This window comes from Aureimonas sp. AU40 (assembly GCF_001463785.1).
Taxonomy (GTDB): domain Bacteria; phylum Pseudomonadota; class Alphaproteobacteria; order Rhizobiales; family Rhizobiaceae; genus Aureimonas.
The window spans coordinates 44,976-59,365 of record NZ_BBWL01000030.1; the positions used below are offsets into that span (position 1 = coordinate 44,976).

The window sequence follows — 14,390 nt, forward strand, 5'->3', positions numbered from 1 at the left end:
TCGCATGTGTGTACCAACCCTGTGTACCAAACACGCCGCGAAAACGTGAGCAAAATCAATTCTATATGAGAAAACAGCGCGATAGCTTGGGCCACGAAGGAAGGAAAAGACTTCCTGGCCCTCGCTCGCGCAGCGCCCGCTCGGCTCGCCTCCGCTTTTAAGGCGCCGCCGTACGAGCGAGGCGTCTCGTCTTTCAGGAAAGGGTCTTCCCGCATGATCCCAAGCCCGCGGTCCGTCCTCTTCGCCGGCCTGGCCGCGCTTGCCTTGGCCCACGCCCCGGCGCGGGCCGCCCCCCTTCCCGATCTAGAGGACTGGGCGGGCGTGGAGCGCGCCGCGCGCGGGCAGACCGTGCGTTTCGCCATGCCGGGCGCGCCGACGGCCGCCGGGGCGTATCTGGAATGGGCCTCGGGCGAACTCGTCCGGCTCTACGGCGTGACGCTGGAGGTTTCCACCGATCCGGCCGGCGCCGCCCCCGTTGCCGCGCCGGACACCGCCAATGCCGAGGCTGCCTCGCCTGATCTCCTGTGGATCGAGGGCGACGGCTTCCCCGCCCTGAAGCGCCCCGACCGCCTGTCTCCCCCCTTCGCGGACCGTCTGCCGAACTGGCCTCTCGTGGATCTGGAGTCCCACCCCAGCAACCTCACGGACGCGGGCGAGCCGACCGAGTTTCGCCTCGTGCCCTGGGGCCTTCAGAAGCTGACCTTCTTCACCGACACGGCGCGCGCCGGCCCATCCGACAGTCTGCCGCGTACGGCCGACGCGCTTCTCGCCTGGGCCGAGGCGCATCGAGGCCGCTTTGCCCTTCCGGCGCCCGGCAGCCTCGCCGGTCGGCGCTTTCTGGAACAGATGCTGTTCGACACAGCCGCCGAGCCTTCCGTCCTGCTCGCCCCGGCCGAGAACAGCGACTTCGCCGAGGTGACGGCGCCGCTATGGCGCGCCATGGAGCGGCTGCGCGCCGCGAGCTGGCACGAGGGGCGCTCCTTCGCCTGGAGCGACGGCGAGGCGCTCGACCTCCTGGCCAAGGGCGAGGTGGACATGGTGGTCGGGCTCGATCCGCTGGCCGCCGCCGCCGCGATCCGGCAAGGGCGCCTGCCCACCACCGTCCGGCCCGTTCTGTTCGACGGAGGCATGGTCGGCGGCACGCATTTCCTCGCCATTCCCGCCGCAGCCCCCTCGCCCGCCGGGGCCCTGGTCGCGGTCAACTTTCTCCTGTCGCCGGAGGCGCAGCGCCGCAAGGCCGATCTCGCCGGCTGGGCCGACCCGACCGTGCTGGCCTTGAAGGCGCTGCCGCAAGGGATCGCCGACGCGATGCGGGCCGACGCGCGCGACCCCGCCGTGCCAAGCGCGCGGGCGCTTGCCTTCACCATCGCCGAGCCGCACCCGGAATGGGGCGACCGGCTGGTTGAGGAATGGGCACGGCGGTCCGTCCGTTGAGCGCCCCCGCCACCCCGAAGCCCCGGCGTCGCCGCTGGCTCGCCATCGTGCGAATGCTGCGCAACCGGCCGCGACTGCTCGGCGCGGTCGCCCTGATGGTCGCCGTCTTCCTGCTTCTGCCAAGCGACATACGCGTGTCCACGCGGGCGCTGGCCGGCTGGGACAGCGGCGTCCTCCTTTATCTCCTCGCCTGCGGGCGAATGATGATGCTGGCCGACCTCGGGCGCCTGCGCGCCCGGGCCCGGCGGCAGGACGAGGGGCGGCTCGCCATTCTCGTGGTCACGAGCCTCTGCATCGCCGCGAGCTTCGGCGCCATCGCCGCCGAACTGCACGGGCTGGGCGATAAGGCGGCGGCGAGCCCGGGGCGGCTGACGCTGGCGGGCGTCACCGTACTTCTGTCCTGGGTGGTGACGCAGTTCGTCATGGCGCTGCACTATGCCGGCGAATATTACGGCGACCCGAAATCCGAAGGCGGGCTCGCCTTTCCCGGAAAGGACACCGAGCCGGACTATCTCGACTTTCTCTATTTCAGCTTCACCATGGGGGCGGCGGCTCAGACCTCCGACGTCGCCGTCACCTCGCGCGGCATGCGCAGCCTCGTGCTGGCCCACACGATCCTCGCCTTCCTGTTCAACACGACGATCCTGGCGCTGGCGGTGAATGTGGGGGCGAGCGTGATCTGAGGGTGGATTCAGCCTTCGGCCCGCCCTTCGCCTTCGCGATCCCGCTCGTAATGCCGTTGAAGCGGAAAGGACGGTAGCCAGGAATCGCGGCGAACCGTCCAAAGCTCGTATGTCGGCTTCAACTGGCTCGGCGCATCCAGCGCACCGAGACTGATCTCCGTCTCGTCTCCGCTGCGTCCGAAGACGGAAGACCCGCAGCGCGGACAGAAGAAGCGGCCGGAATAGCTTTGCGCTTCACCCTCCACGGTCACAGCTTTTTCTGGGAAGATGGCGGAGGCATGGAACAGCGCGCCGTGATGCTTGCGGCAGTCGAGGCAGTGGCAGAGGCCCACCAGATAGGGTGATCCCGACGCCACGAAGCGGACATCGCCGCACAAACAACCGCCCACAAATCGATCCATGCCGATGCCTCCCAAACATCCGGGCCAATGGCCCAGTCCCCCGTCATTCGAAAAAAGGGCGGCGCCAGCGTCAAGTGGCAGCGGTCTGAGTTCATCGTCAGCCAGCGCGCGGCTTGGATGCGACGCCTGAGACCGATGGCGAAGGGAACGAGATCACGGTTCCCCGCTGGACTTACGCCCCGCCCGCCGCCAAAACGCGGGCATGATCGCGCTGCCCGAGCTCCCCGTTTCCGCCGTCCTGCCCGAGGTGTCCCGCGCGCTGCTGGCGCATGGCTCGGCCGTGCTGGTCGCGCCGCCGGGCGCAGGCAAGACGACGCTGGCGCCGCTGCATCTGCTGCGCGACCTGCCTCAAGGGCGCATTCTCCTGGTCGAGCCCCGGCGCATCGCGGCGCGCGCGGCGGCCAGCCGCATGGCCTCGCTGCTGGGCGAGGACGTGGGCGAGACGGTCGGCTGGCGCATGCGGCTCGACACCCGCGTTTCGGCCCGGACGCGGATCGAGGTGGTGACAGAAGGCGTCCTGACGCGGCTCGTGATCGGTGATCCCGAGCTTTCGGGCGTCGCCGCCATTCTGTTCGACGAGTTCCACGAGCGCTCGCTCGACGCCGATTTCGGGCTGGCCCTGGCGCTGGACGTGCAGGGCGCGCTGCGGCCGGACCTGAAGCTTCTCGTCATGTCCGCGACGCTGGACGGCGCGCGGGTGGCGAGCCTGATCGGCGACGCGCCGGTGATCCGCTCGGAGGGGCGCGCCTTTCCCGTCGAAATCCGCCACCGCGACCGCCTGCCCGACGAGCCCGTGGAGGAGGCCAGCGCCCGCGCCGTGCTGGAGGAGCTGGGCGTGGGGTCCGGCTCGATCCTCGTCTTCCTGCCCGGCCAGCGCGAGATCGAGCGCACGCTGGAACGGCTGGAAAAGCGCGTGCCGGCAGACGTGATCCTCGCGCCGCTTTTCGGCGCCATGGAGGGCGGGGCGCAGGATGTCGCCATCCGCCCCGCCCCGGCCGGACGGCGCAAGGTGGTGCTCGCCACGACGATCGCGGAAACCTCGATCACGATCGACGGGGTGACGGTGGTGATCGACAGCGGGCTGAAGCGCCAGCCCGTGTTCGAGCCGGCCACCGGCCTGTCGCGGCTGGAGACCGTGCGCGTGTCCAAGGCCTCGGCCGAGCAGCGCGCGGGCCGCGCCGGGCGCACCGCCCCCGGCACGGCCATCCGCCTTTGGCGCGCCGAGCAGACGGCGGCGCTGGAGCCCTTCGACCGACCCGAAATCCTGTCCACCGACCTGTCAGGCCTCCTGCTCGACACGCTGAGCTGGGGGGTGAGCGATCCGGCGAGTCTGCGCTTTCTCGACCCGCCGCCCACGCCCGCCGTGGCCGAAGCGCGGCTGCTGCTGGAAGAGCTTGGCGCGGTGGACGCGGCGGGCCGGCTGACCCCGGAGGGCGAGGCCATGCGCGCCTTGCCGCTCGGGCCGCGCCTCGCGCGCATGGTGGCGGGCGCGGCGCACGGCGAAAGCCGGCGTCTGGCGGCCCGCATCGCGGTGCTTCTCAGCGAACACGGGCTCGGCGGCCCGGAGATCGACCTCACCGAGCGCCTGCGCCGCTGGAGCCAGGAGCGCAGCCCGCGCGCCAAGGCGGCGAGCGATCTGGCCATCCGCATCGCCCGCCAGGCGAACGGGCCGGGCGAAGTGGAGAGCGACGAGCCCGGTGCGCTTCTGGCGCTCGCCTATCCCGACCGCATCGCCATCGCGCGCGGGGCGCGCGGCCAGTTCGTGCTCACCAACGGGCGCGGCGGCGCGCTGGAGGAGACCCACGCGCTGGCCCGCGAGCCCGCGCTGGTGGTGGCCGATCTCGGCGGGCTGGCGCAGCCGCATGCGCCCGGCCGCGTCGGACGCATCCGCGCCGCAGCGCCGCTTCCCCGGGAGGCGCTGGAACGGCTCATGGCCGAGCGCATCCGCGAGGAGGAGGTCGTCCTGTTCGACCCCGGCAGCCGCGCGGTGCGCGCGCGGCGCCTGCGCCGGCTCGGCCGCGCCACGTTGAGCGAGGCGACGCTGCCCTTGCCCGCCGACGGACGGGTGACCGAGGCGCTGATCGGCGGCGTTCGCCGCCTCGGCCTTCAGGCCCTGCCCTGGACCAAGGAGGGCGAACGCCTGGCTCTGCGCCTGCGCTTCGTGGCGGAAGCGGACGAGAGCTGGCCGCGCTTCGACGACGAGACGCTGCTCGCCGAACTCGGCGACTGGCTCGGCCCCTACCTGCCCGGCGTTTCCTCGGTCGGCGGCATCGAGCCCGGCATGTTGGCGGAGGGGCTCTTGTCGCGCCTGCCGCCCGGCGAGGCACGGCGGCTGGACACTCTCGCGCCCACGCATTTCACCGCGCCGACCGGCACCCACCATCCCATCCGCTACGAGGCGGAGGGGCCGGTTCTCGCCATCCGCGTGCAGGAACTCTTCGGCCTCACCGCGCATCCCCGCGTCGCGGGCGGGCGCTGGCCGCTGACGCTGGAACTCCTCTCGCCGGCGCAGCGGCCGATCCAGATCACGCGCGACCTGCCCGGCTTCTGGGCGGGCTCCTGGGCCGACGTCAGGGCCGACCTGCGCGGGCGCTACCCCCGCCATCCCTGGCCGGAGGACCCCGCCTCCGCCGCGCCGACCAACCGGGTCAAGCCGCGCGGGCAGTAGGGGCGGTTCGCGCATTATCCCGCCGGAGAATGATCGAGGGACGAAGCCCGGAGCTGCGGCAGGCGATCTCACCGATGTTTATGCTCGAAGGCGGAAAGCCAGCACAGCTTCGACAAGATCCAGCGGGGGCATCGACGTTCCGCTCTCGCGCAATCGGCCCAGCTGAAGAGAAGTCATCGGTCGATGAACGCGCGGAGACTTGCCGCTTCTCTTTCCAAGCGGCCTGACGGAAACACTCTGCGCTTCGTCAATCCGCCCGGGCGGACCATTTGATCGACCGGAAGCGAGAGTCATCAGCACCAAAGTCGATGCGTCTTGTGAAGGCGCTCTGGCTGTATGGCTTGCCCAAGATCGGTCGCCCCGCCTGCCCTAACGGAATGGGAAGACACGCCGCCCCGCCAAACGCGTCGAAAGCTCGCCCCACTCCTGCGCCCACTCGCGCCTCAGCCCGCCGGTGCGGCTCGAAACGCGCCGATCCGTCGCCCTATCCTTCCACCCTGTGCCGCCTTAAGTCATTGCAACCGGTCAACGAAAGCCTCCGCGATGATGAAGCTGCCCGGCCCGTCCGAGTTCGACGCTCCGGCCTGGCCACCCCAGAACCTGCGCGAAAGCCAGCGCATGCGCGTGGCGACGCTGACGCGGCTTCGCTGGCTGTCGGTCGGCGGCCAGCTCGCGGCCTGCGTCTTCGTCGCCTGGGGCCTGTGGTATCCCTATCCCGTGGCCGCCTGTCTGGCCCTGATCGCCGTTTCCGCGCTTCTCAACATCGCCATCGGCCTGCGCTTTCCCCGCACCGAGCGTCTGCCCGTGCGCCAGGTGACGACGATCCTGACCTTCGACATCCTGCAGCCGAGCGGGCTCCTGTTCCTCACCGGCGGCATTCAGAACCCGTTCGCGATCTTCCTGATCGTGCCGGCGATGATCGCGGCCGCGACGCAGCCCGCCGCCGTCACGATCGGTCTCGGCATCCTGGCGGTGCTGGCGGCGACCTTCCTCGCCTTCTTCCACTATCCCGTGCCCTGGCCGGCCGACGCGCCCTTCAACCTGCCCTTTCCCTATCTCGGCGGCATGTGGTTCGCGCTGGTGACGACCATGGTCTTCGCCACCTTCTACATCTATCGTGTCGCCGCCGAGGCGCGCACCCTGTCCAACGCGCTGACCGCGACGGAGATGGTGCTGCAGCGGGAGAACCATCTGTCCGCCCTCGACGGGCTAGCCGCGGCCGCCGCGCACGAGCTCGGCACGCCGCTCGCCACCGTCGCGCTCGTGTCCAAGGAGATGGGCCGCGCCACGCCCGCCGACCATCCTATGCGCGAGGACATCGATCTTCTGATCACCCAGACGGAACGCTGCCGGGCGATCCTGCGGCAGTTGTCGAGCCTCTCCTCCTCTTCGGAAGAGCACATGGCGCATCTGCCGCTGCTTTCGCTGGTGGAGGAGGTGATCGCGCCGCATCGCGATTTCGGCGTCGAGATCCGCGTCGCGAGCGGCCGGCGCGACGGCGCCGAGCCGGTTCTGCGCCGCAACCCCGGCATTCTCTACGGGCTCGGCAATATCGTTGAGAACGCCGTGGACTTCGCCACCGGCGCGGTGACGGTGGATGTCGCCTGGACAAGCGAGGACGTGCGGATCGACGTGCGCGACGACGGCGCCGGCTTCTCGCCCGATGTCCTGTCGCGGATCGGCGACCCTTACGTTTCGCCGCGCGAGGACGGCCCGCGCCAGTTCGGCGGCAATCTCGGCCTCGGCGTCTTCATCGCCAAGACGCTGCTGGAGCGCTCCGGCGCGCGGATCGTCTTCGGCAATCGGCCCGAGGGCGAGGTGAAGGGCGCTTTGGTTCGGATCGTCTGGCCCCGCGCGACGTTGGACGCTCGACGGGGTGCGATGGCCGATGCGGAGCGAAACGCGGATTCTTCGCCATTCTTAATGTTTGGTGAGCCACGACTTTGATTTCGATCGACTGGCGCCCCATATCCTATTGCACAAGGGATATGAGCCATGTTGATGCAAGATACCCAGACGTCGGCCCCGCCTCCTGTCCGGATCGAGGGCGACAATTCCATTCTCCTCGTCGACGATGACAAGCCGTTCGTCTCCCGCCTCGCGCGGGCTTTCGAGCAGCGTGGCTTCGACGTGCGCACCGCCGAAAGCGTGGCCGAGGGCACGAGCGCGATCCGCTCCGGCCCCCCGGCCTACGCCGTGGTGGATATGCGGCTCGGCACCGGCAACGGGCTGGACGTGATCGAGGCGCTGCGCCGGGCGCGGCCCGACGCGCGTGTCGTGGTCCTGACCGGATACGGCAACATCGCGACGGCGGTGAATGCCGTGAAGCTCGGCGCGATCGACTATCTCGCCAAGCCATCCGACGCGGACGAGGTGATCGCCGCGCTGATGCGCGACCCCGGCACCAAGGCCGAGCCGCCGGAAAACCCGATGTCGGCCGATCGCATCCGCTGGGAGCACATCCAGCGGGTCTACGAGCTTTGCGATCGCAACGTCTCGGAAACCGCGCGCCGCCTCTCCATGCATCGGCGCACGCTCCAGCGCATCCTGGCCAAGCGCGCGCCGCGCTGAGCCAAGGCGACGCTTAGCCGTCCTCGTCCAGCGCCAACCCGCCATCGGTCAGAAACGGGTTGGCACTCCACTCCGCCCGTAGGAGGCGGTCCGAGGCGATGCGCGCGAAGCGCAGCATCAGAGCCTTTCGCGTGGCCGCCGACAGGCGTTCCTCCGGCGCCTCGCGCAAGATTTCCGCGCCGTAGCCGTCCGACAGGATGAGACCGCAGCATTCGGGAAAGATGTCGGTCGGCACACCGGGATGGGTGGCGAAGTAGAGCCGGTCGCAATGCAGCCGGTAGTCCGGCCATTTGCGGTCGACGCGAAAGTCCTCGATCGAGGACTTGATCTCCACGATGGTGAACTCGCCCTTTTCCGACAGGCAGAGAAGATCGGCGCGCCGCCCGGTTGTCAGCGGGATTTCCGGCAAAACGGACACGCGCATCTGGATCATCAGCCGCTGCACGCCCCGGCGCACCAGAAGGGCACGCTCGGACTGCCGGCCATCGACCAGGGGATCGCGCAGGTTGGGAGAGACGATGGGCATGGGCCGAGTTAGCCCACTGCGCCCCGCCCCTTCAAGCGAAATTCGGAACGAATCGGAAACGCGACAGGGTGTCGCGACCCGCTCACGCTCCGGTCGGCACCTCCGGCACGAAGCGGCGGCGGATTTCGGCGGCGACCCGCATCGGCGTCTCCAGGCTCGGCAGGTGGCCGCATTCCTCCAGAAGCACGAAGCGGGCATCGGGCAGCGCCTCGGCCATGCCCTGGCCCGCGCCGGGCGGCGAGAACTGGTCGTCCGCACCCCAGATCAAGAGCGCCGGGCAGGTGATGCGGGACAGATCGCCCGTCCGGTCGGGCCGCGTCGCCAGCGCCTCGTTCTGCGCCAGGAGCCGGCTGGCCGGAGCGCGCTCCGTCATGCGGCGAAAGGCGTCGGCGGCTTCCTGGCCGCGCCCTTCCGGCTCGAACACGATGCGCCGCGCCATATCCTCCAGCATCTCCGCCCCGCCATCGGCCTCGATCGCCGCGCGCCGGCGCTCCAGCGGCGCGCGGTCGATCACGCCGGCCGGCCCCGCCCCCATGACGATCAGCCCGCGTACCTGCCCTGGCGCCATCAGCGCCACCTCGCGCGCCACATGGCCGCCGAAGGACGTGCCGGCGACGAGAAAGGGCGCATCGCCGATCTGGTTCAGAACGAGCTTGGCGCATGCCGCAAGATCAGGCTCGGCGGGCGTTACGGTCTCGCAGTCGAAATCGAGCCGCAGCAGCGGCACCAAGGGCTCGTAGAGATCGCCGTCGCAGGCGAAGGCGGGAATGAAGACAAGACGCATCGGGTCGCTCCGGGTTCGGAATCGGCGCTCGCCGCGCATATAGGGCGAGCTCCCCCGGGGCGATGGCCGGGCATGCCGTCGCAGATGCGAAAGTTTTGGTGCGGGCGCCTTTGCAGTGCGGAAGAGGGAAGCGTAAGAGGCGGGGAATTTCCCCGCATCTTGCTCGCCCGTCTCGACTGGACCCCCTCCCCATGCAGAAACGCCCCCTCGGCCGCACCGGCCTCCATGTCAGCCGCATCTGCCTCGGCACGATGACTTTCGGCGAGCAGAACACGGAGAGCGAGGCCCATGCGCAGCTCGACCGCGCGGTCGAGGCCGGCGTCGATTTCCTCGATATGGCCGAGCTCTACCCGATCCCGCCCAAGGCCGAGACGCAGGGCGCGACGGAGCGTTTCATCGGTTCCTGGCTGAAGGCGCGCGGCCTGCGAGATCGCGTCGTGATCGCCACCAAGGTCGTGGGTCGCTCGGACTCCACCTGGTTCCGGCAGGACGCGTCCAAGCCGCGCCTGGACCTTGCCAATATCCGCGAAGCGCTGGAAGGCTCGTTGAAGCGCCTCGGCGTCGAGGCGATCGACCTTTATCAGGTCCACTGGCCCGACCGGCCGACCTCCGGCTTCGGCTCGGTGCCCACCCGCTGGAAGTCGCCCGCCGCCGACGCCACCGAAGTGCCGATCGAGGAAACGCTCGACGCGCTGGGGCAGCTGGTTTGCGAGGGCAAGATCCGCCATCTCGGCCTGTCCAACGAGTCGGCCTGGGGCACGATGCGCTATCTCGCCCATGCCGAACGCACCGGCGCGCCGCGCGTCGCCAGCATTCAGAACGCCTACAACCTTCTGAATCGCGTTTTCGAGCCGGCTCTGGCGGAAGTGGCGCTGCGCGAGGATGTCGGCCTTCTCGCCTATTCTCCGCTTGGCCAGGGCTATCTCACTGGCAAATACGCCAATGGCGCCCGGCCCGAGGGCTCGCGCAAGGCGCTGTTCGACCGGCTCCAGCGCTACGAGAAGCCCGGCACCGCCGAGGCGGTGGACGCCTATGTGGCCTTGGCGCACGAGTTCGGCCTCCAGCCGGCGACCTTCGCCAACGCCTTCGTCCTGGCGCAGCCCTTCGTGACGGCGACGATCATCGGCGCCACCACCATGGCGCAGTTGGAGGAATGTCTGGCGGCGGAAGACGTCGTGTGGACCGACGAGATGCAGGCGGCGGTGGACGCCGTGCACCAGCGCGTGGGCAATCCCGCGCCCTGACGGCGCGCCACGGCGTCGGCGCCCCCGACCCGGGCTTCGACGCTTGCGGCCTTACGTCCGTCAGAAGGCGCTCTCTCCCGGCGAAGGACGCCCGAGTTCCGGCATCGGCAGAAACGCTCGACCGCCGCGATCCCCCTCCAGGGGCAGGTCGCGGTGGAAACAGATGCGCCCCTTGCCGATGCGCTTGCCGTGGTAGAGCGCATCGTCGGCCCGGTGCAGGAGTTGGCGCGGGCTCGACCCGTCGACCGGCGCGATCACGACGCCGATCGTCGCGCCGACCAGAACCTCGGCGCCGTTGCGCAGAAGCATGGGCTCGCCGATCGCCTGGATCAGTTTCTCGGCCATGGGCTGCACGCGCGCCGGCCCCGCGCCTGAGCCGAGCACGACGCAGAACTCGTCGCCCCCCAGGCGAACCGCGAGATCTTCGGCACCGATCAGCGCCGCGATCCGCTCCGCCACGAAGCGCAGCACCTGGTCGCCGGCATCGTGCCCCTGCGTGTCGTTGACCGCCTTGAAGCCGTCGAGATCGAGATAGAGCACGGCGAAGCCGCGTCCCGTATCGATAAGATCTCGGGCCAAGCCGTCCAGATGTTCGAGGAGCAGGATGCGGTTCGGCAGCTCGGTGAGGGGATCGTGCCTGACGCGCCAGTCGCCAATGCTGATGAGGCGCGCCGCCGTGTCGGTCTGGTGACGCACGAGAATGACGGTAACCGTGCAGGCAACCGCGAGGACGAACCAGATCGGAAGGGTCACGCGCAGGAGGTCGTCGCCGATCGAGCTCGCGTGCCAGGTGATGAATCCGAGCGTCCGATTGTCGATGGTCTTCAGCGCCAGATGGGAGTCGCCCTCCGGCCGCGACGCCGTCGCCTCTAAATTCGACAGGGAATAGGTGTGCGACAGTTCCCCGAGAAGACGAGGCTGGAGCCGATGGGCGAACACCAGAATGGGAGGCGGACCGTCACCGCCGGGTTCCGCCAGGACCAGGGGGCTGGCGGCGGCGATCGCGAGCTTTCGGTCGGCGAGAAGGAAGCCCAATACGGGCTGCCCGACGGGGGCACGGCGCGCCGCATCGAGAAGCGGCGACCAACCTTCGCCCATGATCGCCTCGGCGGGAAGTTCGGTGAGGAAGCCGTCGCGGAAGGCATAGGCGGTCCGCCCGTTCGGCTGGATCACGAAGGCGAGGTCGATGCCGAACGTCTTCAGAAGCGTCAGGCCGAGATTCGCCTCGGCCCAGGCCTTGTCCCCCGCCTTGACGACGCGCTGGCCGACATCCTCCCAGGTGGCGTAGTCGACCGTGTTCTGGGCGAGATGGATCTTCTCGGCCTTCAAGGCTTCGGCGACGCGTCGGCTGTTGGTCTCATCGGCCTGACGCGTCTGCTGCCCCGCCACGAGGACGATCCCGGCCAGCAGCGCGGCCAGCAGACAAGCCACAAGCACGGCGACCGGCGCCGTCGCGCGCGTCAGCGCCCTCCTGTGGCTTTCATATGCACTCAGCATTCCTGTGCCTTGGATTGCGCGTCCAATCCTGTATCGCGCAAGAGCGTGAAAATCCGCTTTAGCTGGCCACGCAAAATGTTCACGCCAAAGGGGGATCGTGGGGTCTCCGGACGATGAACGGACACGCCCCGCGACACGGCCCGACGCTCCACCTTGCACGCGAAAAAGGGCGGGTGTCGCCACCCGCCCTTTCCGATATCAACCGTGGAGAGGCGCGATCAGGCCGCGTCGTCTTCCTTGCCGGTCTTCTTGATCTCTTCGCCCGTGGCCTGGTCCACGACCTTCATCGAGAGACGGACCTTGCCGCGCTCGTCGAAGCCCATGAGCTTGACCCAGACCTTCTGGCCTTCCTTGACCACGTCGGAGGTCTTCTGGACGCGCTCTTCGGCCAGCTGCGAGATGTGGACGAGGCCGTCGCGCGAACCGAAGAAGTTCACGAAGGCGCCGAACTCGACGCACTTGACCACCGTGCCCTCGTAGACCTCGCCGACTTCCGGCTCGGCGACGATCGAGTGAATCCACTTGCGGGCCGCCTCGATCTCCTTGCCGGAGGAGGAGGCGATCTTCACCGTGCCGTCGTCCTCGATGTTGATCTTGGCGCCGGTCTTCTCGACGATCTCGCGGATGATCTTGCCGCCCGAGCCGATCACGTCGCGGATCTTGTCGGTCGGAATTTGCATGACCTCGATGCGCGGGGCGAACTCGCCGAGCTCGGCCCGGGCCGAACCCAGCGCCTTGTTCATCTCGCCCAGGATGTGGATGCGACCACCCTTGGCCTGGTCGAGGGCGATGCGCATGATCTCCTCGGTGATGCCCTGGATCTTGATGTCCATCTGCAGCGAGGTGATGCCGTTCTCGGTGCCGGCGACCTTGAAATCCATGTCGCCGAGGTGATCCTCGTCGCCCAGGATATCGGACAGGACGGCGAAGCGCTCGCCTTCCAGGATCAGGCCCATGGCGATGCCGGCGACCGGGTTCTGCAGCGGGACACCCGCATCCATCAGCGCCAGCGAGGTGCCGCAGACGGTGGCCATGGAGGACGAGCCGTTCGACTCGGTGACCTCCGACACGGCACGGATCGTGTAGGGGAAAGCTTCCTTGGCCGGCAGCATCGGGCGGATGGCGCGCCAGGCGAGCTTGCCGTGGCCGATCTCGCGGCGGCCGGGCGAGCCCATGCGGCCGGTCTCACCGACCGAGTAGGGAGGGAAGTTGTAGTGAAGGAGGAAGGTCTCCTTGTAGGTGCCGGTCAGGCTGTCGACGAACTGCTCGTCTTCGCCGGTGCCGAGCGTCGCGACCACGAGGGCCTGCGTCTCGCCGCGCGTGAACAGGGCCGAGCCGTGGGTGCGCGGCAGGATACCGGCTTCCGCGACGATCGGGCGAACGGTCTCGAGATCGCGGCCGTCGATGCGGCTCTTGGTGTCGAGAATGTTCCAGCGGACGATCTTGGCCTGCAGTTCCTTGAAGACGCTGCCGACGTCTTCCTTGGAATAGCGAAGCTCGCTCGCGCCTTCCGGGAAGAAATGCGCCGTGACCTTGCCCTTCACCACGTCGACCGCGGCGTAGCGGGCCTGCTTGTCGGTGTTCTTGTAGGCGTCGCGCAGCTCGCCCTCGGCGATCCCGAGCATTTCGCGCTCGAGCTCGGCGAAGTCCGGCGCGTTGTGCTGACGCGGCTCCTTGGCGGCGTGCTCGGCAAGGCGGATGATCGCGTCGATCACCGGCTGGAAGCCGCGATGGCCGAACATGACGGCGCCGAGCATGGTCTGCTCGTCGAGCTCGCGGGCTTCCGACTCCACCATCAGGACGGCGTCCTGCGTGCCGGCGACGACGAGGTCGAGCTTCGACTCCGCCATCTCGTCGACATGCGGGTTCAGCTTGTACTCGCCGTTGATGTAGCCGACGCGCGCGCCGCCGATCGGGCCCATGAAGGGCACGCCCGAGAGCGTCAGCGCGGCGGAGGCGGCGACCATGGAGACGACGTCGGGATTGTTCTCGAGGTCATGCTGGAGAACGGTGACGACGACCTGCGTGTCGTTCTTGTAGCCTTCCGCGAAGAGCGGGCGGATCGGACGGTCGATCAGGCGCGAGACCAGCGTCTCGTTCTCGCTCGGACGGCCCTCGCGCTTGAAGTAGCCGCCGGGGATGCGGCCGGCCGCGAAGGCCTTTTCCTGGTAGTTGACGGTCAGCGGGAAGAAGTCCTGGCCGGCCTTGGGCGCCTTGGCGGACACGACGGTGGCGAGCACCGTGGTCTCGCCATAGGTCGCCAGCACCGCGCCGTCAGCCTGACGCGCGATCTTGCCGGTTTCGAGAACCAGCGTGCGGCCGGCCCATTCGATTTCGACCTTGTGGGTATTGAACATGAGGGTATGCCTCTCGTGCGGGCCGCGCTCGGGCGGCCGGGGCAAAATTTCAAAACGCGCACGGGCAAGACGGCGGGCTGCTTCCGGCGGGGCGCTCCGGCCCCGGGCACGGTGCGGTTTCCGGCCAAAGCCGAGAACCCATGCCGGGAAGCAACCGGCAATCCTGCCCCATGAGCGTTCAACTCGTCGAAGGAGCGAAGGGGCTCCTCCCGGAAAGGGCGATGA

Annotated in this window: 11 protein-coding genes; 6 read left to right on the plus strand and 5 right to left on the minus strand. The window is 69.0% G+C overall.

What is annotated here, in order from left to right:
* Positions 1 to 213: 213 nt before the first annotated feature.
* On the plus strand, positions 214 to 1,434 hold the full coding sequence (locus tag AUL32_RS10085) for an ABC transporter substrate-binding protein (RefSeq protein ID WP_062114389.1): 1,221 nt from the start codon (positions 214 to 216) through the stop codon (positions 1,432 to 1,434).
* Positions 1,431 to 2,117 carry a DUF1345 domain-containing protein gene (locus AUL32_RS10090; RefSeq protein ID WP_244497779.1) on the plus strand — a complete coding sequence of 229 codons (687 nt, stop codon included), beginning with the start codon at positions 1,431 to 1,433 and terminating at the stop codon, positions 2,115 to 2,117. The genes AUL32_RS10085 and AUL32_RS10090 overlap by 4 nt, the downstream gene beginning before the upstream one ends.
* Before the next feature lie 8 nt (positions 2,118 to 2,125).
* Here the strand turns inward: AUL32_RS10090 and AUL32_RS10095 are convergent, their stop codons facing one another.
* Positions 2,126 to 2,518 (minus strand): GFA family protein, encoded by a 393-nt coding sequence (locus tag AUL32_RS10095; protein ID WP_062114394.1) that lies wholly within the window; start codon positions 2,516 to 2,518, stop codon positions 2,126 to 2,128.
* 202 nt (positions 2,519 to 2,720) lie between these two features.
* Between AUL32_RS10095 and hrpB the strand changes: the two genes are divergently transcribed.
* The 3 genes from hrpB to AUL32_RS10110 all read left to right on the plus strand — a co-directional run bounded on the left by hrpB (position 2,721) and on the right by AUL32_RS10110 (position 7,757).
* On the plus strand, positions 2,721 to 5,186 hold the full coding sequence (hrpB, locus tag AUL32_RS10100) for an ATP-dependent helicase HrpB (protein ID WP_062114397.1): 2,466 nt from the start codon (positions 2,721 to 2,723) through the stop codon (positions 5,184 to 5,186).
* Positions 5,187 to 5,729: 543 nt separating this feature from the next.
* Positions 5,730 to 7,133: an ActS/PrrB/RegB family redox-sensitive histidine kinase gene (locus AUL32_RS10105; RefSeq protein WP_061972721.1), complete on the plus strand. Its 1,404-nt coding sequence runs from the start codon at positions 5,730 to 5,732 to the stop codon at positions 7,131 to 7,133.
* Positions 7,134 to 7,181: 48 nt separating this feature from the next.
* Positions 7,182 to 7,757, plus strand: a complete 576-nt coding sequence (locus tag AUL32_RS10110) for an ActR/PrrA/RegA family redox response regulator transcription factor (protein ID WP_274534664.1) — start codon at positions 7,182 to 7,184, stop codon at positions 7,755 to 7,757.
* A 13-nt stretch (positions 7,758 to 7,770) separates the two neighbouring features.
* Here AUL32_RS10110 and AUL32_RS10115 read toward each other — a convergent pair whose 3' ends face one another.
* The gene (locus tag AUL32_RS10115) at positions 7,771 to 8,283 is read right to left on the minus strand and encodes an MmcB family DNA repair protein (RefSeq protein ID WP_061972723.1); all 513 of its coding nucleotides are present in this window, start codon (positions 8,281 to 8,283) and stop codon (positions 7,771 to 7,773) included.
* 82 nt (positions 8,284 to 8,365) lie between these two features.
* A complete protein-coding gene (locus AUL32_RS10120) occupies positions 8,366 to 9,067 on the minus strand; it encodes an alpha/beta fold hydrolase (RefSeq protein WP_062114400.1) in 702 nt (233 codons plus the stop codon).
* 191 nt (positions 9,068 to 9,258) lie between these two features.
* On the opposite strand from AUL32_RS10120, the gene AUL32_RS10125 reads away from it, so the two are divergent.
* Positions 9,259 to 10,311 (plus strand): aldo/keto reductase, encoded by a 1,053-nt coding sequence (locus AUL32_RS10125; RefSeq protein ID WP_062114403.1) that lies wholly within the window; start codon positions 9,259 to 9,261, stop codon positions 10,309 to 10,311.
* Between the two features lie 60 nt (positions 10,312 to 10,371).
* Here the strand turns inward: AUL32_RS10125 and AUL32_RS10130 are convergent, their stop codons facing one another.
* Both AUL32_RS10130 and pnp read right to left on the minus strand, forming a co-directional pair.
* A complete protein-coding gene (locus AUL32_RS10130) occupies positions 10,372 to 11,808 on the minus strand; it encodes a diguanylate cyclase domain-containing protein (protein ID WP_062114405.1) in 1,437 nt (478 codons plus the stop codon).
* Positions 11,809 to 12,026: 218 nt separating this feature from the next.
* Complete coding sequence (gene pnp / locus AUL32_RS10135) at positions 12,027 to 14,165, minus strand: polyribonucleotide nucleotidyltransferase (protein WP_062114410.1); 2,139 nt, start codon at positions 14,163 to 14,165, stop codon at positions 12,027 to 12,029.
* Positions 14,166 to 14,390: the final 225 nt, after the last annotated feature.

Excerpts from the sequence above, each read along its gene's own strand:
- AUL32_RS10085 (WP_062114389.1), top strand. The coding sequence starts at position 214 with ATGATCCCAAGCCCGCGGTCCGTCCTCTTCGCCGGCCTGGCCGCGCTT.
- AUL32_RS10095 (WP_062114394.1), bottom strand. The coding sequence starts at position 2,518 with ATGGATCGATTTGTGGGCGGTTGTTTGTGCGGCGATGTCCGCTTCGTG.
- hrpB (WP_062114397.1), top strand. The coding sequence starts at position 2,721 with ATGATCGCGCTGCCCGAGCTCCCCGTTTCCGCCGTCCTGCCCGAGGTG.
- AUL32_RS10105 (WP_061972721.1), top strand. The coding sequence starts at position 5,730 with ATGATGAAGCTGCCCGGCCCGTCCGAGTTCGACGCTCCGGCCTGGCCA.
- AUL32_RS10110 (WP_274534664.1), top strand. The coding sequence starts at position 7,182 with ATGTTGATGCAAGATACCCAGACGTCGGCCCCGCCTCCTGTCCGGATC.
- AUL32_RS10115 (WP_061972723.1), bottom strand. The coding sequence starts at position 8,283 with ATGCCCATCGTCTCTCCCAACCTGCGCGATCCCCTGGTCGATGGCCGG.
- AUL32_RS10120 (WP_062114400.1), bottom strand. The coding sequence starts at position 9,067 with ATGCGTCTTGTCTTCATTCCCGCCTTCGCCTGCGACGGCGATCTCTAC.
- AUL32_RS10125 (WP_062114403.1), top strand. The coding sequence starts at position 9,259 with ATGCAGAAACGCCCCCTCGGCCGCACCGGCCTCCATGTCAGCCGCATC.
- AUL32_RS10130 (WP_062114405.1), bottom strand. The coding sequence starts at position 11,808 with ATGCTGAGTGCATATGAAAGCCACAGGAGGGCGCTGACGCGCGCGACG.
- pnp (WP_062114410.1), bottom strand. The coding sequence starts at position 14,165 with ATGTTCAATACCCACAAGGTCGAAATCGAATGGGCCGGCCGCACGCTG.